Annotated in this window: 23 protein-coding genes; 13 read left to right on the top strand and 10 right to left on the bottom strand. The window is 42.5% G+C overall.

The features are described 5' to 3' along the window. The first annotated feature begins 66 nt into the window (after nt 1–66). The gene (locus HWQ23_RS14115) at nt 67–1,698 is read left to right on the top strand and encodes a mucoidy inhibitor MuiA family protein (protein WP_292829247.1); all 1,632 of its coding nucleotides are present in this window, start codon (nt 67–69) and stop codon (nt 1,696–1,698) included. Between the two features lie 580 nt (nt 1,699–2,278). Then, nucleotides 2,279–2,947 carry a Uma2 family endonuclease gene (locus tag HWQ23_RS14120; RefSeq protein ID WP_292829249.1) on the top strand — a complete coding sequence of 223 codons (669 nt, stop codon included), beginning with the start codon at nt 2,279–2,281 and terminating at the stop codon, nt 2,945–2,947. 37 nt (nt 2,948–2,984) lie between these two features. On the opposite strand, the gene HWQ23_RS14125 is transcribed toward HWQ23_RS14120, so the two are convergent. Next, nucleotides 2,985–3,185: a hypothetical protein gene (locus HWQ23_RS14125; RefSeq protein WP_292829251.1), complete on the bottom strand. Its 201-nt coding sequence runs from the start codon at nt 3,183–3,185 to the stop codon at nt 2,985–2,987. Between the two features lie 184 nt (nt 3,186–3,369). Between HWQ23_RS14125 and mnmE the strand changes: the two genes are divergently transcribed. The 5 genes from mnmE to HWQ23_RS14150 all read left to right on the top strand — a co-directional run bounded on the left by mnmE (nt 3,370) and on the right by HWQ23_RS14150 (nt 7,074). Next, nucleotides 3,370–4,764 (top strand): tRNA uridine-5-carboxymethylaminomethyl(34) synthesis GTPase MnmE, encoded by a 1,395-nt coding sequence (gene mnmE, locus HWQ23_RS14130; protein WP_292829253.1) that lies wholly within the window; start codon nt 3,370–3,372, stop codon nt 4,762–4,764. Nucleotides 4,765–5,018: 254 nt separating this feature from the next. Further along, nucleotides 5,019–5,789: an SDR family NAD(P)-dependent oxidoreductase gene (locus HWQ23_RS14135; protein WP_292829255.1), complete on the top strand. Its 771-nt coding sequence runs from the start codon at nt 5,019–5,021 to the stop codon at nt 5,787–5,789. Between the two features lie 45 nt (nt 5,790–5,834). Beyond that, nucleotides 5,835–6,164 (top strand): hypothetical protein, encoded by a 330-nt coding sequence (locus tag HWQ23_RS14140; RefSeq protein WP_292829257.1) that lies wholly within the window; start codon nt 5,835–5,837, stop codon nt 6,162–6,164. A gap of 149 nt (nt 6,165–6,313) precedes the next feature. After that, nucleotides 6,314–6,628: a ribbon-helix-helix domain-containing protein gene (locus HWQ23_RS14145; RefSeq protein WP_292829259.1), complete on the top strand. Its 315-nt coding sequence runs from the start codon at nt 6,314–6,316 to the stop codon at nt 6,626–6,628. 2 nt (nt 6,629–6,630) lie between these two features. Beyond that, a complete protein-coding gene (locus HWQ23_RS14150) occupies nt 6,631–7,074 on the top strand; it encodes a type II toxin-antitoxin system VapC family toxin (RefSeq protein ID WP_292829261.1) in 444 nt (147 codons plus the stop codon). Nucleotides 7,075–7,270: 196 nt separating this feature from the next. On the opposite strand, the gene HWQ23_RS14155 is transcribed toward HWQ23_RS14150, so the two are convergent. Next, entirely contained in the window at nt 7,271–8,155 is an 885-nt protein-coding gene (locus tag HWQ23_RS14155) for an alpha/beta hydrolase (RefSeq protein WP_292829263.1), read from the bottom strand. Between the two features lie 444 nt (nt 8,156–8,599). Further along, the gene (locus tag HWQ23_RS14160) at nt 8,600–10,366 is read right to left on the bottom strand and encodes a hypothetical protein (RefSeq protein ID WP_292829265.1); all 1,767 of its coding nucleotides are present in this window, start codon (nt 10,364–10,366) and stop codon (nt 8,600–8,602) included. Between the two features lie 105 nt (nt 10,367–10,471). Here HWQ23_RS14160 and HWQ23_RS14165 point away from each other — a divergent pair, with 105 nt between their 5' ends. Then, nucleotides 10,472–13,777: an alpha-mannosidase gene (locus tag HWQ23_RS14165; RefSeq protein WP_292829267.1), complete on the top strand. Its 3,306-nt coding sequence runs from the start codon at nt 10,472–10,474 to the stop codon at nt 13,775–13,777. 301 nt (nt 13,778–14,078) lie between these two features. Here the strand turns inward: HWQ23_RS14165 and psbN are convergent, their stop codons facing one another. Beyond that, nucleotides 14,079–14,210: a photosystem II reaction center protein PsbN gene (gene psbN, locus HWQ23_RS14170; protein WP_196525836.1), complete on the bottom strand. Its 132-nt coding sequence runs from the start codon at nt 14,208–14,210 to the stop codon at nt 14,079–14,081. An 85-nt stretch (nt 14,211–14,295) separates the two neighbouring features. Between psbN and psbH the strand changes: the two genes are divergently transcribed. The 3 genes from psbH (at nt 14,296) to pth (ending at nt 15,979) form a co-directional block, all read left to right on the top strand. Continuing rightward, nucleotides 14,296–14,499 (top strand): photosystem II reaction center phosphoprotein PsbH, encoded by a 204-nt coding sequence (gene psbH / locus HWQ23_RS14175; protein ID WP_292829269.1) that lies wholly within the window; start codon nt 14,296–14,298, stop codon nt 14,497–14,499. 276 nt (nt 14,500–14,775) lie between these two features. Further along, nucleotides 14,776–15,048, top strand: a complete 273-nt coding sequence (locus tag HWQ23_RS14180) for a TatA/E family twin arginine-targeting protein translocase (RefSeq protein WP_292829270.1) — start codon at nt 14,776–14,778, stop codon at nt 15,046–15,048. 289 nt (nt 15,049–15,337) lie between these two features. Beyond that, nucleotides 15,338–15,979: an aminoacyl-tRNA hydrolase gene (gene pth / locus HWQ23_RS14185; RefSeq protein ID WP_292829271.1), complete on the top strand. Its 642-nt coding sequence runs from the start codon at nt 15,338–15,340 to the stop codon at nt 15,977–15,979. A gap of 246 nt (nt 15,980–16,225) precedes the next feature. Here pth and HWQ23_RS14190 read toward each other — a convergent pair whose 3' ends face one another. After that, the gene (locus HWQ23_RS14190; RefSeq protein WP_292829272.1) at nt 16,226–16,570 is read right to left on the bottom strand and encodes a hypothetical protein; all 345 of its coding nucleotides are present in this window, start codon (nt 16,568–16,570) and stop codon (nt 16,226–16,228) included. A gap of 411 nt (nt 16,571–16,981) precedes the next feature. Between HWQ23_RS14190 and HWQ23_RS14195 the strand changes: the two genes are divergently transcribed. Next, on the top strand, nt 16,982–17,827 hold the full coding sequence (locus HWQ23_RS14195; RefSeq protein WP_292829273.1) for an SPFH domain-containing protein: 846 nt from the start codon (nt 16,982–16,984) through the stop codon (nt 17,825–17,827). Nucleotides 17,828–17,916: 89 nt separating this feature from the next. On the opposite strand, the gene folP is transcribed toward HWQ23_RS14195, so the two are convergent. Both folP and tpiA read right to left on the bottom strand, forming a co-directional pair. Next, the gene (gene folP, locus HWQ23_RS14200; protein ID WP_292829275.1) at nt 17,917–18,777 is read right to left on the bottom strand and encodes a dihydropteroate synthase; all 861 of its coding nucleotides are present in this window, start codon (nt 18,775–18,777) and stop codon (nt 17,917–17,919) included. 52 nt (nt 18,778–18,829) lie between these two features. Then, on the bottom strand, nt 18,830–19,561 hold the full coding sequence (gene tpiA, locus HWQ23_RS14205) for a triose-phosphate isomerase (RefSeq protein WP_292829362.1): 732 nt from the start codon (nt 19,559–19,561) through the stop codon (nt 18,830–18,832). Nucleotides 19,562–19,798: 237 nt separating this feature from the next. On the opposite strand from tpiA, the gene HWQ23_RS14210 reads away from it, so the two are divergent. Continuing rightward, the gene (locus HWQ23_RS14210) at nt 19,799–21,280 is read left to right on the top strand and encodes a GTP-binding protein (RefSeq protein WP_292829277.1); all 1,482 of its coding nucleotides are present in this window, start codon (nt 19,799–19,801) and stop codon (nt 21,278–21,280) included. A 134-nt stretch (nt 21,281–21,414) separates the two neighbouring features. Here the strand turns inward: HWQ23_RS14210 and HWQ23_RS14215 are convergent, their stop codons facing one another. The 3 genes from HWQ23_RS14215 to HWQ23_RS14225 form a co-directional block, all read right to left on the bottom strand. Next, nucleotides 21,415–22,446 (bottom strand): HNH endonuclease, encoded by a 1,032-nt coding sequence (locus HWQ23_RS14215; protein ID WP_292829279.1) that lies wholly within the window; start codon nt 22,444–22,446, stop codon nt 21,415–21,417. Between the two features lie 411 nt (nt 22,447–22,857). Continuing rightward, on the bottom strand, nt 22,858–23,433 hold the full coding sequence (locus HWQ23_RS14220) for a hypothetical protein (RefSeq protein WP_292829281.1): 576 nt from the start codon (nt 23,431–23,433) through the stop codon (nt 22,858–22,860). Nucleotides 23,434–23,511: 78 nt separating this feature from the next. Continuing rightward, the gene (locus HWQ23_RS14225) at nt 23,512–23,697 is read right to left on the bottom strand and encodes a hypothetical protein (RefSeq protein ID WP_292829283.1); all 186 of its coding nucleotides are present in this window, start codon (nt 23,695–23,697) and stop codon (nt 23,512–23,514) included. Nucleotides 23,698–23,747 lie beyond the last annotated feature (50 nt).

The raw sequence follows: 23,747 nt of genomic DNA on the forward strand, positions 1-23,747 counted from the left end.
TGACGGTTACACCGGGAAGCCTTGACAATTAACCAGCAGAATCATTAAAATGGGGGAAAACTGGCAGTGGTTAACCCGGAAATACCGTCTTGGCGCAAAACAGTACAAAGCGAGATTGTAGCTGTTACCGTGTATTCTGACAGAGCATTGGTTACACGGCGGGGTGTAGTTGATTTAACAGGAATTGAACAGGAATTAGTAATTACCCCAGTGCCAGTGACTCTCGAAACTGAGTCTGTCAGGGTTAGCGGTACAGGTACGGTAGGGGTGCGCTTGGTGGGAGTTAGTAGCGATCGCATTTACACTACTGAACCGATAGCAGACCGAGTAGCACATTTAACAAGGCAAATTCAGCAATTAGAAGCAGAAAAACGCCATCTGCAAGCCCAAGTGGATGCTTTAGCATTGCAGTCTAGTTTTATTGCCGGCTTACGTGAAAAAACAGAAGAACCCTTTTCACAAAGTTTGTCTCGGAAAAATCTCAGCCTCAGCGAAACTTTGGATTTCCTCAACTTTCTCGGAAGCCAGTATAGTGAGTATGCGATCGCATCTGGAGAGTGCAAAACCCAACAGCAGGAATTAGACAAACAACTGCAAGCACTCCACACCTCATTGCAAAAAATCCAAACACCCCTTATTAAAGAAAGTTTTAACTTAGTTGTAGCGGTTGAAGTTACGGGTGAAGGGAAATTTGAATTAGAGCTATCATACTTAGTGAATCGCGCTAGTTGGACTCCCCTTTATGACTTGCGCTTTAGCACTACCAGCGATATTGTACATCTGAGCTACCTTGCAGAAATCACTCAAAGCAGTGGCGAAGATTGGATTGGTGCAAATCTCACCCTTTCTACCGCTAAACCAGGATTAGGTACACTTCCACCCCAACTTGAACCCTGGTATATTGATACCCCACGTCCACAAATAGCGGCGCGACGACGATTTGCAGCCCAGCCGCCACTGCTGCCTAGTATAGCAGAACCGCCTGCTTCTGCTGCCAGAACGGATTGGCAAGGACAAGACGAAGTTACAGAGGATAGTCTTATCCCAGCAGAAACCGTGACAGCAGAAGTATCCAAACAAGGGAGTGTAGTTACTTTTAAATTGAATAGTGGTGGTAACATTCCCAGTGATGGCGCACCCCATAAAACTACAATTTTCAACGATGATTATTCTTGTAGTTTTGATTATGTGGCAATGCCGCGCTTGGTAAGCTTTGCTTATTTACAAGCTAATGTGAAAAATAGTCCCAACGGTGCGACTTTGTTAGCAGGTAAAGCGAATATTTTCCGCGACAATGTTTTTATTGGGACAACTCAGTTAGAGAATATTGCACCAGGGCAAGAGTTTAAACTTAATTTAGGAATTGACGAAGGTTTAAAAATTGAGCGCGATTTAGTTGAGCGTCTGGTAGACAAAAGATTGATTAGCAACCAGCGCCGGATTACTTATAGTTATCGGTTGATAATAACTAACTTACTCGACAAAGAAGTAAATCTGAAACTAACTGAACAATTGCCGGTTAGCCGCAACGAGCAAATTAAGGTGCGCCTCAGTCGCAGCAACCCACAAATTCAACTTGGTGAAATGGGGATTTTAGAATGGCAGTTAGCTCTTCCACCCCAAGAGCGACGAGAGATATATTACCAGTTTAATGTTGAATATCCACCTGAGTTAATGGTAGTTGGGTTAGATATTTAGCTATTTCGCCTTAAGAGGATGAATGAACAAGTCTAATTTATTAATAGCCAGGCGACTAGAAGTCGCGCGCCAGGTGCTTCAAGTCGGGCATTGCCCGCCCAACGCACTGGCTTGGCTACACAAACAAAACCCACCTCCGTGGGTTAAAAGCCTTGATTTTGTATTAAGTAGAGCGGTGTGAATAATTCAAGGTTTGTAGTGAGGGCTTCAGCCATCATTTGAGGACTAAAGTCCTCACTACGAACTAATCTCAAGATTTTTTACATTACTTAATCTAGTTTGATTTATTCTCACCGACTTACTTAGTCCACGGAGGTGGACTTCTCTGCGAGACGCTGTTCGCGTTCGTTTGTGTAGTAGCGTACTCCTACGGAGAAGCAAGCTACACGCAGTGTGCCGCAGGCAATTCTATTCGCCCAAGACTTGTTTGCTTGCGGAAAACACCAAAATGAGTAAGTCAAATGCCATTTTGTGAAAGCATTTAAGTATTTTCAGAAAGTAATCAGCAAATATAAGTGACGATTAAAAATCGGCTCCTCACTGGTAGGCTAAACTTATAGCAGTAAGACTACTTGCCGCCATGTCTGTCACCAAAGATTTTCAAGTCCCAAAAGATGTTATATTTCCGCCAGGGAATTTATATAGTGATGAACCGCCTTTGGAAACTGACTTGCATCGGCTACAAATGACACTGCTGATTCAATGCTTGGAGTGGTTGTGGCAAAATCGCAACGACTTTTATGCATCAGGTAATCTCACTATTTACTACAGTCCACGCCAGCGCAAATCAGAAAACTTCCGGGGGCCAGATTTTTTTGTAGTACTGGGGACTGAACGTAAACCCCGTAAAAGCTGGGTTGTTTGGGAAGAAGATGGCAAATATCCCAATCTAATTATAGAAATCCTCTCGGATAGCACAGGTGACACTGATAAAGGCTTAAAAAAACAAATTTACCAAGATATCTTTCGCACACCAGATTACTTCTGGTTTGACCCGGAAACCTTGGAATTTACAGGGTTCCATTTGCTTGATGGTAAATATCAACCCCTGGAACCCAATCCCGAAGGCTGGTTGTGGAGTCAACAATTAGGATTATATTTAGGGGTTTATCAAGAAAATTTACGCTTTTTCACGCCTGAAGGAGAACTTGTTCCGACACCGGAAGAAGTGGCACAACAGGAAAAGCAACGCAGCGATCGCTTGGCAGCAAAACTGCGAGAATTAAATATAGATCCAGATACTATTTAACCTCCGCGCTGTCTTGCTTGAGCCTTGAACACGAATGCTATGGATCTTCAGGAAAAACCCATTTTGGCGGTTCCGTTATTTTTTTCCGCAGACGTTCTTGTGCCAACTCCAACATTTTGTCTAAGGGAGTCTCTTGAATAAACTTTGCAGTCGCCTCTCTAAACTCGATATTGGGGCATTTATCCCCTAAAACACAACCGTTAACACAGGCTTGGGCGCAGTTAATTTTTTGCTCCACAGTAAATTCCTCTCTAAAAATTATGAGTTATGATTTTCACTCTTTACTATCAGGCATTACTCTCCAAGGTAAATTTTACCTTGCCAGCTGCTATCTTATTAGTCTAAATACTTACCATTTAGAAAGCTATCGGTTATAAGTTATGATTTTTACTCCTAACTTTTCACTCTTATGAAGGGCGCTCATGTCAGAAGTTTTTGCCACTACTGGAACCATCGCTGCGATCGCTACTGCTGTTGTCCCCCAACAGGGTAGTGTTGGTATTGTGCGGGTGTCGGGTTCCCAAGCAATGGCTCTAGCTGAAACTCTCTTTCACGCACCAGGGCGACAAGGTTGGGAAAGTCACCGGATTCTCTACGGTTACATTCGCCATCCCCAAACGCAACAATTGGTGGATGAAGCCTTGTTGCTAATTATGAAAGCACCTCGTTCTTACACCCGTGAAGATGTAGTGGAATTTCATTGCCACGGCGGAATTATGGCAGTGCAGCAGGTGTTACAACTGTGTTTGGAAAATGGCGCAAGACTAGCGCAACCGGGAGAATTTACTCTCCGCGCCTTTTTGAATGGACGATTGGATTTAACTCAAGCCGAAGGTATAGCTGATTTAGTAGGAGCGCGATCGCCCCAAGCTGCCCAAAGTGCTTTAGCTGGTTTACAGGGAAAATTAGCTCATTCAATCCGGCAGTTACGCGCCAACTGTTTGGATATCTTGGCAGAAATCGAAGCTCGAATCGATTTTGAGGAAGACTTGCCTCCGTTGGATGATAAAGCAATCATATCAGAAATCGAGAAAATTGCCGCAGAAATCACTAGATTATTGGAAACCAAAGACAAAGGTGAGTTGCTACGGACTGGTTTAAAAGTGGCAATTGTGGGGCGTCCGAATGTGGGTAAGTCCAGCTTATTGAACGCTTGGAGCCGGAGCGATCGCGCCATTGTGACTGATTTACCAGGTACAACCCGCGATGTGGTGGAATCGCAGTTAGTTGTCGGGGGAATTCCTGTGCAAGTGCTAGATACTGCGGGGATTCGGGAAACAACAGACCAAGTGGAAAAAATTGGTGTCGAGCGATCGCGTCGTGCTGCCAATGCAGCTGATTTAGTGCTGTTGACTATCGATGCTTCAGCAGGTTGGACGGAAGGCGATCGAGAAATTTACGAACAAGTACAACACCGTCCGTTGATTCTAGTGATTAACAAAATCGATTTAGTAGAAGAAAGCGAAAGAAAAACTCTTCAATCTCAAATCCAAAATCCAAAATCTAAAATTGTCACAGCAGCAGCCGAAAATCAAGGTATTGATGCTTTAGAAACAGCAATTTTAGAGATAGTTAAAGCCGAAAAAGTGCAAGCGGCTGATATGGATTTAGCCATTAACCAAAGACAAGCAGCAGCCTTAACTCAAGCTAAAATTTCTTTGAAACAAGTACAAGAAACAATTGCCCAGCAGTTACCTCTTGATTTTTGGACAATTGACTTACGCGGTGCGGTTCAAGCACTAGGAGAAATTACCGGAGAAGAAGTTACAGAATCAGTTTTAGATAGAATTTTTAGCAAATTCTGTATTGGTAAATAAAGCGTACATTCACAAGTAACCTAAATTTATATGTCTTTTATCGATGAAATTAACTCATTGTTTTCTCGTTCCTATGCTCCGCATAGGAATGGCTGATTAGAGGCTCTGCCTCCAGTGAGATATTGAGTCAGAGCCTCAATGAATGCATTCCCATGCGGAGCATGGGAACGAGGAATCACAGCGACAGACAAGTTGGTACTTATTTTGTCTCTCGCTACGAATATAAAATACCTCTACAAATAACCTAAATTCATATGTCTTTTATCGATGAAATTAATCCTATGAATGCATTGATTGTGGGAGCCAGCCGAGGTATTGGTTTAGGTTTTGTGAAAATGTTGCTACAAGATGACAGAATAAGCAAAGTTTATGCAACTTCTCGTCAACCGGAATTAGCCCCCGATTTAATAGCTCTTGCAGGCAAACATTCTGAGCGATTAATTTGTCTAAAGATGGATATTACTGACGAGTTGCAGATTGTTGAAGCTGTTAAAAAAATATCTGCCCAAGTTGATAAACTGCATTTGGTAGTCAACTGTGTAGGACTGTTGCATGAAGAGAATTTGCAACCTGAAAAAAGCTTAAGACAGATCAATTCAGAAAATTTGCTGCGCTACTTTCAAATAAATAGTATTGGTGCTGTCTTGTTGGCTAAACATCTATTGCCTCTGTTTCGTCATGGAGAACGCAGCGTGTTTGCGACTATTTCTGCTAAATTGGGGAGTATTGGCGATAATCAACTTGGTGGATGGTATGGCTATCGCGCTTCTAAAGCAGCACTCAATATGTTGATGCGAACTGCGGCAATTGAGTATAAAAGAAGTTGTCCTAAAGCATTAATAGTGACATTGCATCCTGGTACAACTGATACGCGCCTTTCCCGTCCTTTCCAGGGAAATGTACCTGCAGAACAATTATTTTCAGTGGAACGTACCGTTAGCCAATTATTGACTGTGATCGAACAGCTTCAAGAAGGTGATAGTGGACAGTTTTTCTCATGGAATGGAAACAGATTGCCTTGGTAACTGCGTTACGCTGGGACTAGCGAAACTCACGTTGTAACCAAGCCTATGAAGTTTTTTGTGCCAGCAGCCAAGGATGATATTAAAGCAGAGCAGGTATATAGTGCGATCGCTCAGTCCCTCAAAGCACCAATAACCGAAAAGCGTATTTGGAAGTTACAGTGGCGTGACAACGAAATTGATCTGGAATCCGAGGTAGGTAAACCTTTACCACCTTCTTACCAAGCAGGGAAAGAGCTAGTTCTGGCAATCTTTGAGTGTGAAAACCTTTATAAGATTTGTACTCTTAGCCGTGGAGGAATAAAGGGAGAAGCTATTTTGGTTGGAAAAAACTCTCAATCCTCAGCAACCTATTTTTCAGATAATGTAAATAACTGACTCTACATTTGAAGGTGCGATCGCATATTAAATAGAAGTGGATGCGTCACCGATAGCGTAGCGTTAGCGACGCAGAAGCGTCACAGCCCGTCGTAGACATCGCGCTGGTAGCATAGTAGATAAAATCAGTTCACCCGAACTTTAAAGGTATGACTAACATTCAGATTTCCTTACCTGAGTCGATGAAAGTCTTTGTCGAAGAACAAGTTGCTAAAGGCGGTTATGGTTCAGCCAGTGAATATTTTCAAGAGCTAATCTTTCAAGACCAACAGCACAAAGGTCAAGAAGGACAACGCACTCAGTTGATGGCGAAGTTTCACACACAAGGTCAACTGAATAATGAGGAGTTTGAACTAATTGCAGATAAGTTAGCTGACGAGTTTGCAGTATACTTTGGCTCAAATTTACCTGTACTGTCAGATTATGCTGTGACTCGTGAGAGTATTTATGAGGATCATCCTTAGCAGTGGTATACCTCATAGACACTAACATCCTACTACGTTTTGTAGATCGCACTCACCCACTACACCCAATAATACGAACTGCGATCCGAAAACTGCGACACGATGGACATACACTGCAAATCACGGTGCAAAACTGCGTTGAGTTTTGGAATGTTGCTACAAGACCAGCGACAAAAAACGGATTTGGCTTGACACCAACAGATGCAGATTGGTTGCTGCGACTGATTGAGCGCCTCTTTCCATTGTTACCTGATATGCCTACTATTTACCCTGAGTGGCGTAAGCTTGTTGTCACATTCAGTGTGTCAGGTGTCCAAGTGCATGATGCTCGTCTCGTTGCTAATATGAAGGCAAATAGTGTGACGCATATTTTAACATTCAATACTAAAGATTTCATTCGCTATGCATCTGAAGGAATTGTAGCGGTTGATCCAACAACAGTGTAATTATTATTTTTCAGGCTGCGATCGCATATTAAATAGAAGTGGATGCGTCACCGATAGCGTAGCGTTAGCGACGCAGGAGCGTCACAGCCCTTCGTAGACATCGCGCTGGTAAGATAGTAGATAAAATTGGAGATGTGGCTTAATGATTTTAGTATATTAATCACTATTAAAGTGCTAAGAACTAGGAAACTCTAACTCAGCGCTGCACTACCTCAGATGGTAAGTGTCGCTCTAACCAATCTTCCAAATCAGCCAATACCTCAGGGTAATTAAGGTCATTTTGAATATCGTGATAGGCTCCTGGATACTCAATTCTCAGTTTATCTGTGGAGTTTATCCGTTGGTAAAAGATATCGCTTCCCTCTGGTAAAGCAACTCGGTCTGCGCTACCGTGGAGAATCAATAATGGTAATTGCCAATCACCTGCGTGAGCATTAATCCAATCAACTGTTGCAAAGAATTCTGTAGCCAGACGGGCAGTAGCACGGGTATGTCGCAGTGTATCTTGGACATAAGCCGCTACAATCTCCTCATCTCGTGAACCAGCGCTGATATCAATACCTGTATTCAGGGTGAAACGCGGCCACACCCGTGAGAGCATTTTTCCTAAAAGCACGCGAATAGGTGAAACCCCAACTTTCCCCAAGGTTGGCGCTAGAGCGATCGCACCCTGCAATATTGATGCTTGTTGGGGATAGCGTAGAATGTAATCTAAGACAATCACTGCGCCTAAACTATGACCCAAGATAAAAATTGGGCATCCTGGCTGCTGAGTCTGAATTAACTTTAAGAAGGCTCTCAGGTCTTCGCGAAACTCACTCCAAGCGTTGATATAGCCTTGCTGACCTGGTGAACGTCCATGACCACGTAACTCTAAGCCGTAGACAGCATATTGTTTGGGTATCAAATGCTGAACCACATTATTGTAGCGATCGCTGTGTCCTCCGAGTCCATGCACAATCGCTAATATTGCCCGTACTTTACCCTCTGGATGCCAGCTTTGGTAATACAGGTCAAGTCCTCCAACACCTTGGAATGTGCCTTCTCTACGAGACACTATGCGATCGCTATGGTCAATCATAGGCTTAATTTTTTACGTATTTTCCCAGTAAGCTACTAATATGTCAACATCCATTGTAGTAAAAATAGCTTCGAGCTATGGAAGAATTACAGTGAATTTAGTTACCCTCACGTATTTAAAAGCTTCTAATCCTTGTCGTTACCCACATTTTTGTAACAGTCAAAGTGTAGCGCTCACCCAACATCCCGCCTAGAACTAAAGTTCTGGGCTAATAGCTCAAGTCCACGCTTAGTGGACTGAAATTTCCACTTTTTTAAAATCTTATATTTAGTCCTCTTGAGAGGACTTTAACTATTAGCCTCGGAATTTATTCCAAGGCGGCATGGCAACGAAGCGGAAGATTTATAAAGATGTTCATAATCACAAGGGCTTGTAACCGTAGGCTCCTTAATAAGGATTGAATCTAAGTTTCTTAATTACGAATTACGAATTACGAATTACGAATTATTTCCCATACCACATCTGCCGTAAAAACTGAATAATCTTTACAAATCTCTCTTCTAGCCAGAGCATAACATAATCAAGCCATTCCAGAAGTTGCTCTAAGGGGTGCTTCTCATAGCCTGTTGAAGTTGCTTTGGTTTCTATCCAGTCTGGCTGTGCCTCAACTTGACTGCTTTGGTGAAATTGCTGTTGCAAAATTTCCCCTTTACCACTCTCGCTTTTAGTTTCGGAAATACGGGCTTGGGTTTGTTTTCTAGAAGCGACTTTTCCAGATGTTTTTTGACTTGAGGCGACATTATTAGTTACTTGTTTTCTTTGCACCAAGCCAGAACCCACTTTAGGTTGTTTTACACTCAAATTCTTTTGTGGAAAATGCCCTACTGATAAACTTGCGGCTAAAGTAGGATTTTTAGTTTGAGAAAGTGTAACTGGCTTATCAACAACGGTTTCGGTGTCACCAAATAAATCACCCCGCGTTAGCCAAGGATCATCTTTTAAATCCTGGTTCTCCAACTGAGGGCTTTTGGGCAAGCCTTTTCTAGGGCGTGATGATAATACTTTACCTGGCAATCGCTGATCACTGGTTGTTGGCTCAAGTGTTTTTCTACTACCAACACCAAAAAAGTAATTAAGCGCCGCCTCAATCAAAGCCTGAAGATTCAATTTATGAGTTTCCAAATCATCAGCAGTGGTTGCAATTTCTCTCCTACCAGCTAATTGCTCTTTGCCATAAAGAAATATGTTTAACTGAGTTTGGGCAACTTGGACAATTTCCTGGCTACGTTCTTGCACAGGTACTAAAGCATTTGATTCCAACTTAGCAACGGCTGTATCTAGAAATGCTAATAATCTATCTGCATTAAACGTGATCTGCGATTTATTCTCCAAACCTCTCCCCAAGAGTCCATTAGGCTCTGATTCTTGCTCCCCAAGCATTGTAGGGTTGGGGTTGGGGGTTAGGTTTGAGATAAGATTGGACACGGTATTATTAATTAAATCTTTTGGTATTCCCTCGGCTAAAACTGGAATTTTAGCTGGATTACCGTCAGTGAGTTTTGCTAATAAACGGTCAATTTGTGGTAATAGCTGCGTTTCTTTTTGAGCTATAATCAACCGCCAACACTGCCAGTACTTAGCAACTTCCTTAATAATCCGGTCTTCTAATTTTGCCTGCTGTTGAGGTGTCAAAATATCTAGAATTTCATTATCAGAAGTAATAAGTACTAAATTTCGATTGAGCAAATTTGTGGCAATTCCCCGCACTATTGAAACATGCTGTTGAAGGGGATTTTCCAAATGTGAAGGTTTGAGACTTTCAGCTTTATTCTCTGTAATATTTGATGATTGAGTAAGATTAGCATTATTCTCAACGAATTTCAGCCGAAAAACTCCCACCAAAGCCAAAGGATTGAAAAATTCAGATGTTTTTGCAGGAGTAGAGGCGGGTTGATCAGATGATAGATAATGGACAGCTTCTAGTACATGTTGAATAGGACTATCAACATTTGGCATTACGGGCTGGAAATCGGTATCATTTGGTTGTAACTTTAGTCTAGTTTGTGGTTCTTTGGTCTGTAGCGTTTTCCCAGACGATTCCGATGACTGAAACAGTAGATACACTGGGTAAAGTAGTACCTCCACACCCCACTTAGTGGCAACTTGCAAATGCCGGAAGGTGTGTTCCCACTGTTGTGTCACCCGCCGAGATTGCTGGTGGACAAAGTTAAATAGTCTGCTTTGATAACGACCAGAGGAACCAGAAGACATAGTAGTAATTTTTTAGTTCAAGTCTTGTTGAGTTGTGAGACTCGCGCCAAACAATAAAAACGACTAACTGTTAATTATCGTAAGTGACCTTATCTTAGCGAAAATATGACCCCGACTGTCTCTCAATCCCAGACCAAATTCATCTCACAAGCAATTGAGCAACTGCGCTCTTTTTGTCAAGTTAATCTTCAGTCTACTTGGTTATACCAGGAATCTGACCTGATTATTACTGATGTTGTAGCTGCTGATTTGTCTCATTGGCAACCTGTCCAGTTGAATGCTAAAGAACATATCGCTTGGACAGGCGGCAAAAAAGTGCTATGGCTAGTGCAAAAATTGGTGGTTCCCCAAGATTTACAGGGTTATCCCTTAGCTGGCTTATCTTTGCGGCTGGCGCTGGTTTGGTGGGCAGATTCTGCTGAGATTTATGTGAATGGGGAGTTAGTGCTGGAAGGGGATTTATTTGATTGTTCGCCGAGAGTGCTTCTCAGTCAAGGGGTAACGCCAGGGGAAGAGTTTATTGTGGCTTTGCGCTTAGTGAGTCCGGGACATTGTGATGGTGCTTTAGTGCGATCGCTCCTAGTTTATCAGTCTATTGATGATAATAATCCCGATCCGGGCTTTGTGGCTGATGAGTTAGCTGTGGTGCAGCTTTATTTGGAAAAATTTGCACCGGAGAGGTTGGATGTTTTGGTAGAGGTGGTGGGGGAGGTTACGAACCGCGTTCGCGCAGCGTCTCGTAGAGAAGGCGCGAAGGACGCGTTCGCGCAGCGTCTCGTTGGCGCAGCCTCTCGTAGAGAAGAGAAGGAAGAGAAGAAAGAGTTGGTGAAGTCGTTTTTATCTCTACGCCAAAACCTAATTCAATCCGACATCTTAGCCCCCCTTTTGAAGGGGGGTTGGGGGGATCAAAAATCTAAAATTTTCTTATTGGGTCATGCTCATTTAGATTTAGCATGGTTATGGCCTGTGAGTGAAACTTGGAATGCGGCGCAAAACACTTTTGAGTCGGTTCTGAAGTTGCAAGAAGATTTTCCTGAGTTAATTTTCTGTCATTCGACTCCCGCACTTTATGCTTGGATTGAGGAACATCGCCCAGATTTGTTTGGGGCGATTCAAGCACAGGTAGCTGCTGGACGTTGGGAAGTTGTCGGCGGAATGTGGGTGGAACCGGAACTCAACCTAATTGCTGGTGAATCAATAGTCCGTCAGCTATTGTATGGTCAACGCTACATCCAGGAGAAATTTGGTAAGCTTTCAACTGTGGTGTGGGTTCCAGATTCTTTTGGTTTCTGTGCAACTTTACCGCAGTTTTTCGCCAATGCTGGAATTGAATATTTTGTCACGCAGAAGTTGCGGTGGAATGATACTACTAAATTTGATTATGGGGCTTTTTGGTGGCGATCGCCTGACGGTAGCGAAGTCTTTAGTTTGATGTCTGCACCCATCGGTGAAAGCATTGACCCTGTTAAAATGGTATCCTACGCTCTTGAGTGGCAAACCCAAACTAATTTACCAGAATCCCTCTGGCTTCCCGGTGTCGGCGACCACGGCGGCGGCCCCACCCGTGATATGTTAGAAACCGCCCAACGCTGGCAAAAGTCGCCTTTCTTCCCAGACTTAGAATTTACGACGGCTGAAAAATATTTACAGGAGATTAGTAGTCAGTTAACTTCACAATCCAAAATCCAAAATCCAAAATCCAAAATTCAAAGTCCCATCTGGAATGACGAACTATACTTAGAATTCCATCGCGGTTGCTACACTACCCACGCAGATCAAAAACGCTGGAATCGTCTTTGTGAAAATTTATTATATCAAGCTGAACTATTTGCGACCTTGGCAACTGTAAGCTGTGGCGTGACATATCCCAAAGCAGAAATCGAAGCAGCTTGGAAACTGGTGTTATTTCAACAGTTTCACGATATTTTACCTGGTTCTTCAATTACCCAAGTTTACACAGATGCGTTGCCCCAGTGGCAGCAAGTGGAACAAGTGGGAACGAAGATATTACAGTCATCACTTTTAGCGATCGCATCTCACACTACTCTATCAGAACCACCAAAATCCGATAGTTTGCCTATTTTCGTTTTCAATTCTCTCAATTGGCAACGTTCTGAGGTAGTCTCTGTAGCCTTACCCACGCCAGAGGAATGGCAGATTTACGATGCTTCTGGAAAGCAGCTTATCTCCCAACTATCTCAACCATCAACGCTACTATTTCTCGCCACCGAAATTCCACCCGTAGGCTACCGCATATTTTGGCTTTCCCCCTCATCTCCCTCACTCCCCATTCCCCACTCCCTACTCCTGCCAGACTGGATTTTAGAAAATGAATTCCTGCGAGTTGTTATAGATCCTGATACGGGAGATTTATCAAGTGTTTTTGACAAAACTTATCAACGAGAAGTTTTGAGTGGGGCGGGGAATCAACTGCAAGCTTTTAAAGACAGTGGTCAATATTGGGATGCTTGGAATATAGACCCCAATTACGCTCAACATCCCTTACCCGCAACAAATCTTCAATCTATCCAGTGGTTAGAACAAGGCCCAGTGCAAAGTCGTGTGCGCGTGGTGCGTCAGTTGGGTGAATCGGAATTTTGCCAAGACTATATTTTGCAAGCTGGTTCACCTCTGCTAAACATAGCTACTACCGTTAATTGGCAAGAAAATCATGTATTAGTGAAAGCTGCTTTTCCTCTGAATATTGAAGCAGACTTTGCTACCTATGAAATTCCCTGTGGCGCGATTCGCCGCCCAACTAAACGGCAAACCCCCGCAGAACAAGCAAAATGGGAAGTTCCCGCTTTGCGTTGGGCTGATTTGACAGCAGAAACACAAGCGGGTATTCACGGAGTTAGTTTACTAAATGATTGTAAATACGGTTACGACAGCAAACCAAATCAACTCCGCTTGACACTGCTACGTAGTGCTAATTGGCCAGACTCAGAGGCTGATAGAGGTTTTCACGAGTTCACATATACCTTGTATCCTCATGCAACTAGCTGGGAATCAGCCCATACAGTACGGCGTGGCTATGAATTGAATATACCGTTGCAAGTGATATTGAATCCCGTTAATCAAAACCCAGATAAAAATTCTCCCCTCTGTGCTGGTAAAGATGCGTTGGGGGTGAGATTCCTAGATTTATCAGCTGAAAATTTAATTTTAATGGCTTTGAAGCCATCTGAAGATGACCCACAGCAGTTAATTCTGCGGTGTTATGAATGTCACGGAGAAACAGCCGAGTTATCTTTGCAAAGTGATTTAGGGTTGAGTCTAGGAGATACAGTAGATTTGTTAGAGCGTTCCCCTAACACTGAATTCTCATCTGGGCAACAAATCTTCACAATTCACCCTTGGAAAATCGCCAGTTTCAAGGTGATACCAGCGATTAATCCCAGGCTGGAGTGAGCCACTATTGCTCTGTCAGTGGTCAATTGTCTCACATCTCGCACTTAGCGCTGGCGATTAGAAATCGCGGCTATACAAACGTTCGCGTAGCGTCTCGCAGAGAAGTCCACGGAGGTGGACTAAGAAAAAATCAAAGGTTTTTACCACCTCCGTGGGTTTCGCCTGTGTAGCCAAGCCAGTGCGTTGGGCGGGCAATGCCCGACTTGAAGCACCTGGCGCGCGACTTCCAGTCGCCTGGTGCAAGATATAAGTTGTGGTTTTCCACAGACCACTGATAAATGACTAATGACCCTTGACTCGTTTAATCTTCGTGGTCATCAAACGGATCGTTCAATTGCTTGCTAGGAGGGCCAAAGGAGGTATAAATCGACAGTCCGGTGATGGCAACCACCACGACAGCCACAGAAATGCTAAGAACTATTGCGGGTTCCATAATTGAGAGATAGATGATGAGTGCTATTCTTATAGAATATTACAGAAGATTAAAAAAAGCTTTGGGAAGTAATATTAGGTGAACTATGGCACAAAGGACTTGGTTGGGAGATATCCTGAAACCCCTGAACTCTGAGTATGGGAAGGTGGCTCCAGGATGGGGTACTACCCCTGTGATGGGTGTTTTTATTTTGCTATTTTTCGTGTTTCTGCTGATTATTCTGCAACTTTACAATAAATCACTGTTGATTCAGGATGTACTTGTCGATTGGCGGAGTTTAGGACGCTAACGGATACACAGCCATCAAGTTTGGATAACAAGTTAAATCACACCCGGTTTTTCCGGGTTTTTTTGTTAACGGTCAGTGCACCCTAACTATATTTATATAAAATATGTTTGTAGTCCGATAAAAACAAAACGTCACGCTCGGCGTAAACGCCTTAAACCGTTTTTATCCCTGGCATGTTCACGCAGTGTTCCCGAAGGGTACGCACAGGTTTTTCAACGAGTATTCTTATAATATGTGAGTTTCTGTAGTGGTTCTATAATTTATAGGAGACAAAAAATGAATATATTTGGTATCGGTCTGCCGGAAATGGCTGTAATTATGGTAGTGGCGCTGTTAATCTTTGGCCCAAAAAAGCTGCCAGAGATTGGTCGGAGTGTGGGTAAAACAATTCGTAGTTTCCAAGAAGCTTCCAAGGACTTTCAAAACGAGTTTCAAAAAGAAGCAGAACAGTTAGAAGAAGTTGTAAAGACTACTGCTGAATTGGAACCTAAACAAATCCACTCTGCTAAATCTGAGCAAGATACCGCTAGTTCTTCCCAAGCTAGCTAGGAGAACATACGAATTTTGGATTTTGGATTTTGGATTTTGGATTTTAGATTGTTTTGCGGTTTACAGCAACGTCTCTGGTGAACGTAACAAATCCAAAGGATGCTCGTTCCGACGCTGCGCTATCGTCAATCTAAAATCACTAAGCCTTGTACCATTGCGGTCTAGTTTCAATCCAAAAGACGCTCTCTGCGAGACGCTACGCGTAGCTTGTCCTCCGCAGGAGTACGGAGACTCGCTAACGCTACGCTATCGCAAATCTAAAATCTAAAATTGATTGACTGTAGGCAAAATGACAGAAGCTGTTACGCAACCAGCTTTGGTGATTCCCCAGCTAATTGTCGGGTTGGGGAATCCAGAAGCTAAGTACGACCAAACACGCCATAATATCGGCTTTGCTGCTGTAGAAACTCTCTCCCGTTCTTGGCGCATTCCCTTAGCAGAAAACCGCAAGTTTCAGGGTGAGTATGGCGAGGGTATGGCCTCAGGTGGAGGTAAAATTCGCTTGCTAAAGCCGTTAACTTATATGAATCGCTCAGGACAGTCAATACAAGCGGTGACAAGTTGGTATAAATTGCCGCCTGAGTCAGTGCTAGTGATTTATGACGATATGGATTTGCCCTTGGGAAAAACTCGTCTGCGCTTATCTGGTTCCGCCGGGGGACATAACGGCATGAAAAGTGCGATCGCGCATCTTAGTACCCAAAACTTTCCCCGTTTGCGAATCGGTATTGGTAAACCCAAAGGTGCAGCTAATAACGATGATTCCGATGCTGTCTCCCATGTGCTGGGGCGATTTTCCTCTGCCGAAAATCAGCAAATGTCTCTTGTACTTCAGTTCGTGGTTGAGTGTATTGAACTAAGCCTCAAACAGGGAGTAGAAAAGGCGATGAATCTTTGTAATAGCCGCACCATTAATAATTCTGACTCTTAGGGTTGGATGAATACTGTCCTATCAGCGAGAACAAAGTCAGCTAACCGATGTTTGAAGGCGCTTATTTTGGTTGATGAGCAGCGATTTTAGCTTGCTCTATCCAACCAAGATAAAGCCCTTAACGGAAGCATCTCAATGAGTGTAAAGAACCTTGTAAAACCTCACTCCAACCCTCTCCGTGGGTTCGGAGAGGGAGCAAGAATTTTGTTTCTCATCTGTGATAAAATATGATTATATTTACAGGTTTTAAAAGTTAATTCTGCCCTGATTTAGTAATTTATATCCAGATGCTAATGCTGCAAAAGAAATTATGAAATCCCATAAGCTAGTTGGCTTTAAAATAACTCCACCACTTAAGAAAACTAGTACTATGCCAATGCCTAGAAAAATCCATCCCAAGTTACCAGTTTCTCTACGAAAAAAAACTAATGCAAATACACCTATCATAGTTGCGAAAACTGAAGCTGTAGCAGGTAATGTCCGGTAAGAATATGAATAGTAACCGCTAACAAATATGATGTTTTGACCAAAAAAGTATAAGCCTATAAAAATTAGGATTAAACCTATAAGTCTGATTAACAGTCTGCTCATAATATTTTTATATTTTTAATGGCTGCACCCAATTTTGATCCGATTATACGGCAGTTTTTTAAATAGTACTAAATTTTACCTTAAATACTATTATTAAGTGAATACACGCAATAAGAATGCCGCCTGTCTGAAGATGTAAGTACAACTAATGTTGATTACATAAAGTAGTCCTTGCCAGTGTTTGATCAAGGTGCTTTAATAGCGATGTCTGACGACAAGAAGCAGAGCTTCTACGCATTGGGCAAAACAGTCATACTTACAGAATATGTACAAGACACGCAGCGACTCGACATCAGACATTGCTGCTAGTGTTGATAAAATTACAGACTCAAAACATTAAACTCAAAGATATGACAAGCTAGTAGCATATCCTTGACACTAAATTCTCCCCAAAGCTGAATAGGAGTATAGATGGAGCCAATAATCATTTTTATAGTTTTAGTGCTTATAGGTTATGCCTTAGGTTCTGCAAAACTGATTAATCAAGGTAATGAAGCCCTAGTCGAACGCCTGGGGCGGTATCATCGCAAACTTAAGCCAGGGCTGAACTTTATTGTTCCCTTGGTGGATCAGGTTGTGATGGAAGATACCACGCGAGAGCAAATTTTAGACATCAAGCCTCAGAATGTGATCACCCAAGATAATATTTCTGTGGAAGTGGACGCTATTGTGTACTGGCGGCTCAGAGATATTGAGAAAAGCTTTTACGCTATTGAGGATCTGCAAGGCGCACTGACACAGGTGACTACAACCACGCTCCGGGAAATCATTGCCCAGAACACTCTGGAGCAGACCAATGTCTCCAGAGTGGAGATGCACTCAGCTCTGTTATTCGAGTTGAATAATATAACGGCAGATTGGGGAGTTGATATTCTCCGGTTAGATATTCAGAGAATTACCCTACCTGAGAGTGTACGCAAATCGAGGGAAGAGGAGCAAGCCGCTGAAATCAAAAAACGGGCGGTGATTACTGAAGCACAAGGGCAAAAGGAAGCTGCTATTAAGAAAGCAGAAGGAACTATGGCTTCAGTGCAAATCATTTCTGAAGCTCTACGTTCCAATCCTGACAGTAGGGACATTCTGCGGTATCTTGTAGCTCAAGATTACGTAGATGCCAGCCAAAAACTTGGTGAGAGCAATAATGCCAAAATTGTCTTTGTAGACCCAGCTAACTCAAGTGAAATGTTTCAGGAGTTGATAGCCGAGTCGATAGTTACAGAAGGTCACGGCAAAAAATCCGAAAATGGTAATACTTAAGAGTCAAACAATTTTGGATTTTGGATTTTAGATTTTGGATTAACCCCATAGATAAATCTAGAATCTGCTTGCTCTGTAACATCAAGCAATTATTGGTCAGGCTGTGCGGCTTGTCTCAATAGTGCATCGGCTACTAGTGAAACATCGCGCATTTCTTGAACATCGTGAACTCGAAGGATATCAGCGCCATTAAAAATAGCAGCACAACAAGCTGCTGCTGTTCCCCAAACTCGTGCTTTGGGATCTGGTTGATTTAAAATGCGACCAATGAAACTTTTACGAGATGCTCCTACCAAGATAGGACAGTTGAGTGTTGCCAGCGATCGCAAGCCGCGAAAAATTTCTAAATTTTGCTCATACTTCTTAGCAAAGCCAATACCAGGATCAATAATAATTTTATCTAGGTGAATGCCCGCAGTAGTTGCTACCCCAATTTGCCGAGCCAAAAAACTATAAATCTCTTTGAGCAAATCTTGATAATCAGTCTGTTGTTGCATTGTCTGTGGTGTTCCTCGGATGTGCATTAAAATCATCGGCACACCTAACTCTGCCACTGTTGGCAACATTTCTGAGTCAAAAGTGCCACCAGAAATATCATTAATTATATCCGCTCCAGCTTCTACAGATGCCCTAGCTACAGCAGCACGGGTAGTATCTACAGAAATCGGGACTGAAATTTCTGGTCTTAGCACCTGTAACACCGATAGTATCCGGTCAAGTTCCTCAGCCAAAGTTATTTGCTTTGCCCCTGGTCGAGTTGATTGACCGCCCACATCGATGATGTCAGCACCAGCAGCTACCAGTGCTTGCGCCTGTATTAAAGCCGCAGAGGTCGTGTTAAACTCACCCCCATCACTAAAGCTATCAGGCGTCACATTCAAAATCCCCATCAAATAAGTTCGCTGTCCCCAATCGAAACAGCGTCCTCGAATTATCAAATTGCTTGGCATAAATCTACATTAGGCATTCCCATGCTCTGCATGGGAACGAGAATAAGGCACATCAGACTGAGTGAAAATTCACAATCCGAGCGAAACTCTCAGCTTCCAGACTTGCTCCTCCTACTAAAACACCATCAATTTCTGGTTGAGCCATGATCTCATCAATATTATTCGGCTTGACTGAGCCGCCATATTGAATTGATACATTCGGATTACTCAACTGGCTACGAATTAAGCCAATTATCCGATTAGCTTCCACTGTTTCACAAGTATCACCCGTGCCTATCGCCCAAATTGGTTCATAAGCAATTACCAAATTATTCTGATCAATATCTACCAAGCCTTTGTCGAGTTGGAGAGTAATCACTGATTCAGTTTCTCCCGCATCTCGTTGTTGTTTAGTTTCGCCAACACAGAGAATTGGGGTTAAACCAAACCTTTGAGCAGTTCGGAGGCGTAGATTAACGGTGCCATCGGTTTCACCAAAGTATTGCCGTCGTTCACTATGACCGACAATCACAAAGCGCACACCACTTTCTGTCAGCATTGGGGCAGAAATCTCACCCGTATAGGCTCCATATTCTTCCCAGTGGACATTTTGCGCCCCCAGTTGGATGAGGCTACCGTGCAACGTCTTGGACAAAACACTTAAATCAGTGAACGGAGGGCACAATATCACTTCTCGCCCGTCGGGGGTTTCCTCTAAGTGGGGCAGAAATCCTTGTAAAAACTCCTGGGTCTCTGCCTGGGTTTTGAACATTTTCCAGTTGCCGGCAATAACGATTTTCCGCACAGGTAATTTAGTCAAGATTCTAACGCGTTATTTAGATGCATTTTTCAGTTTATGACTTTTTGTTAGCCATTAGTCTACTAATTGGGCATTGGGCATGGGGCATTGGGCATACTTATTCCCCTTGTCTGGCTTGTCTGCCTCATCTCGCCAAACCGCTCCTAAAAATAACTAGGATAGTAAACGGGGTGTATTTAAAATTTAAAATCTAAAATTTAAAATCTAAAATCTAAAATTGATATGACTTCGACATTGCCCTTGCCTGAACCTGATCAAAGCGATTCCACCAACACTGATGCAAATTCTCTCAGCTGGGAGGAAGAACTGGATAATGCTATTTTCAGTTTTGAAGACATTCAAACAGAACTGAATTATAAACAAGCACAAACGGCGCTACGAAACTTGGTAGCCAATCTTGACCTCACCCCCCAAGAAAAAACCGGGTTAGAGGCGGAAATTGCTGATTTGGAAACCATGCTGGGGAAGTTAGACCGCATGGTGGTACAGATTGCGGCTTTTGGCATGGTGGGACGTGGGAAGTCTTCGCTACTCAATGCTTTGGTTGGGCAAACAGTATTTGAAACTGGGCCGCTGCACGGTGTCACTCGTGCTGCACAAACAGTTAATTGGAGTATTAGTGAAGAGACGATTGGGGAAACTGAACGTGCTTTGCGAGTCACTCTCCCTGGTGTAGGTCAATCCCAGGTGGAATTAATTGATACTCCTGGGTTAGACGAAGTAGATGGTGCAACCCGTGCCGCGTTAGCTGAACAGATTGCAAAACTTGCCGATTTGATTCTGTTTGTGATATCTGGCGACATGACAAAGCTGGAATACATGGCTCTTTCTCAGTTGCGGGAAGCAGGTAAACCGATCATTCTGGTGTTTAACAAAGTAGACCAGTATCCAGAAGCAGACCGGATGGCAATTTATCACAAAATCCGGGATGAAAGGGTGCGGGAATTACTCACACCTTTAGAAATTGTTATGGCTGCGGCATCGCCATTAGTGAAGACGGCGATTCGTCGCCCTGATGGTAGTAGGGGCATACAGTTGCGTACAGGGAATGCGAAAGTTGAGGAACTGAAGCTGAAAATTTTGGAGATTCTGCACCGTGAGGGTAAAGCCTTGGTTGCCCTCAATACTATGCTTTATGCCGACATTGTAAATGAGCAATTGATTGAGCGAAAACTGATGATTCGGGAACAGAATGCGAATCAGTTGATTTGGAAGGCTGTGATGACTAAGGCATTAGCGATCGCACTCAATCCCGTAACTGTGGTAGATATTCTCAGTAGTGTGGTTATTGATATCGCTCTGATTTTGGGTTTATCTAAACTCTATGGCTTCTCAATGACCGAAGCCGGGGCTGTACAATTGCTACAAAAAATCGCCCTGAGTATGGGCGGAATTGGTGCTAGTGAATTGTTGGCAAATTTGGGCTTGAGTGGATTAAAAACTTTACTTGGGATCTCTGCAACAGCTACGGGTGGCATTGCGCTAGGCCCTTATATATCGGTAGCAATCACCCAAGGGGGAGTAGCTGGTGTTTCTTCTTACGGGATTGGACAAGTTACCAAAGTTTATTTAGCTAATGGCGCGACTTGGGGGCCTGATGGGCCAAAAGCAGTGATTAATCGGATTTTGACAAACCTAGATGAGACTTCAATTCTCAACCGGATTAAAGATGAATTACTCTACAAGGTAAAACTCAGAAAGTGATGCATATAAGATAAAACCTCACCCTCAATCCCTCTCCTTGGTAAGGAGAGGGAAGCCGGAGGCAGAGTGAGGTTTTATATTTAATTTGACCCACTTACTTAAGTGCGATCGCTCCCATTTATCAAAATACTATTTCAGAGCGCAGAACTATCAAACGCACTCTTGTAAGCATCAGCAGTTTCTATCCCAAAACCTCCAGCTTGGACATGACGAATTAGCGATTGAATGATGGGTACAGCAATACTAATACCAAATAAAGAATTCAAGCCTGCGATAACCACTGGTGCTGACAAAATGACTGTAAATTCTGGAAATAAAGCTAACACAGCCACCAAAACCAAAAAAACAATTGGTGTCGCAATACCTGCTGTCTTTGCTGCTTCAAAAATTAGATTTTTAAACTCTTCAACAGTAATCTCGCCCCGATAAAGATCCAAAGAATAGGAAATCGCTGTTACTACAACCTGGGTGAGAATAGCTGTTCCCGTTGCAGTAATACCAAGTCTAGCGATTGTTCCAGAATTGCTGACAATAGAATCTACCGCATTATAAACCCGAATATAAAACTGCTCGCCAACGGTCATTACTTTGGCACCTCGGCGGAGATTGTCAACGCCTACTTCCCAAAGGATATTATCAGCAGCATTCGAGCCACCTTGGGAACGTGGATTGATGTGACTACCGTGTTTATCCCGAAGAAATTGACGAATTGTATATTCTTTGGCTTCAAGCTTTGATGTGCCAGGAATTTTCTCAAAAAGCTTCATCACATCCGCATCAGAGCGAGGTAAGTCTCCCACCCGAACACCAGCACGATATCTCAGCCTATTTGCAATCTTTGGCATCTCTTGGGCTAATTGGGCAGCTGTCTGTGGTAAATTTTGCAAAGCATCAGCCATAACCATGCTAGATGTAGCAACTCCAACAGCAGTTTCTTCAAATGTTTTACTAACATTTTGAATAGTTTGAAAACCTGACTGTGCTGCTATGGTTGACAAACTTTGTAAATCATTAACTGCATGGATGCTTGAAGTAGTCATCTCGGTAGTAGCGTTTTTTATTCCATCAACTACCTCATCCATACCGTTTACGACATTGTTGGCTACTTCTTCAGCTTTATCTCTAACCGTATCTGCCAACTTCTGAGCTTGGTTGATAAAATCCATGTTTTAGTAACCTTTCATTTCTGCTGTGGAGTGTTTGCTCCAGTTTCTCTTTTTAAGACTGAGAACCACCTCAGCATTAATGACGAATTTACTGGCAAAATTATTAAAGAGATAGTAATCAATTTATATCGTTCATGTATATTACTTTCAAAAACTGAACTATCCGACTATAGAGGTGTGCAGTTGAGTGAGATACAAAAACTTTGCTGAAATGATTTTACAGCAATGACTTTGGTGTTGTCATCCAATCGATAACCGCTATAAATCAGTTGTGACATTGGGCAGCAGACGGCGGCATCAGTTAGTCCGACCCGATCGCAGCTAGAAAGAGATTCGCTCGATAAAGTCTATGGAGTCGAAAGTTGCAAAGATACTAACAGCAATGGTTATCCCAAGTACTAAAAAATAGTCTCATGGTTTGAGGTTTAGCGATTTAATAAAAGATGCCCCATTCGTTTTTAGTTCTTCAGATGATGGGGTTATGATTACAGCCTCAACAGCATAATTATTCTTTATACAAAGCAGACTTCTCTGATATAATAATTTATTCTTGATATTTAATCCTTGTTTATTAATTTCTGATTGCAAGTCAGTACTGGGTTTGCCCATTAAAGTAAAGTCTTGACAGTTATATCCACTTTGATTAACGGGAGACTGAGATACTTCTTTACCCTGAATAAAATTTGTTTTATTAGCAGTGTTAATTAGAATTTGTAAAACTTTTGGAATTTTCTGCGGAGCTATTTGTTTGGGAAAAGTTGAATAGGTCACTGAATATATAGATTCACTCTTAAGAGTTGTCCAATTATGGCTATTAATCACTTTTCCTGGAGAACTAACTTTTTCTAAAATAGTCCCTGGCATTAAGATACTAAAATTTCCTTCTTTGGATGTTAAAATTTTTTCTTGCGATGATACAGGTGTGCAAGCCGATAAAACAAATATCCCGAAACAATTAATTATCCAAAAACGTTTAATGATGTTCATAAATAAATCCATAAGTGTTATTCGGTAACAATTTTTATTTAGAATGTCAAGCTATTCTCTCAACTCATGCACACGTTACTACTCCTGTTGTGTAATCTTGTAATTTGTAGCGTTTGCCTGACGAATTACAGCCAATGTCTTCAACACAGCGTCTTGTTTTAAGTTTTCCCATAATAGTGGTTTTTCTAACACAAAAGCTCCCAAATCAAATCTTGACCCAAAATTTCCCACCAACACGGCACTCATCACTTCAATAACCCACATCAGCAAGGCTTTCGGTAATTTTGGAGAAAGGTGACTTGGAAAATACGATT

The sequence above is a fragment of the Nostoc sp. JL33 genome (genome assembly GCF_017114985.1).
GTDB lineage: Bacteria > Cyanobacteriota > Cyanobacteriia > Cyanobacteriales > Nostocaceae > Nostoc.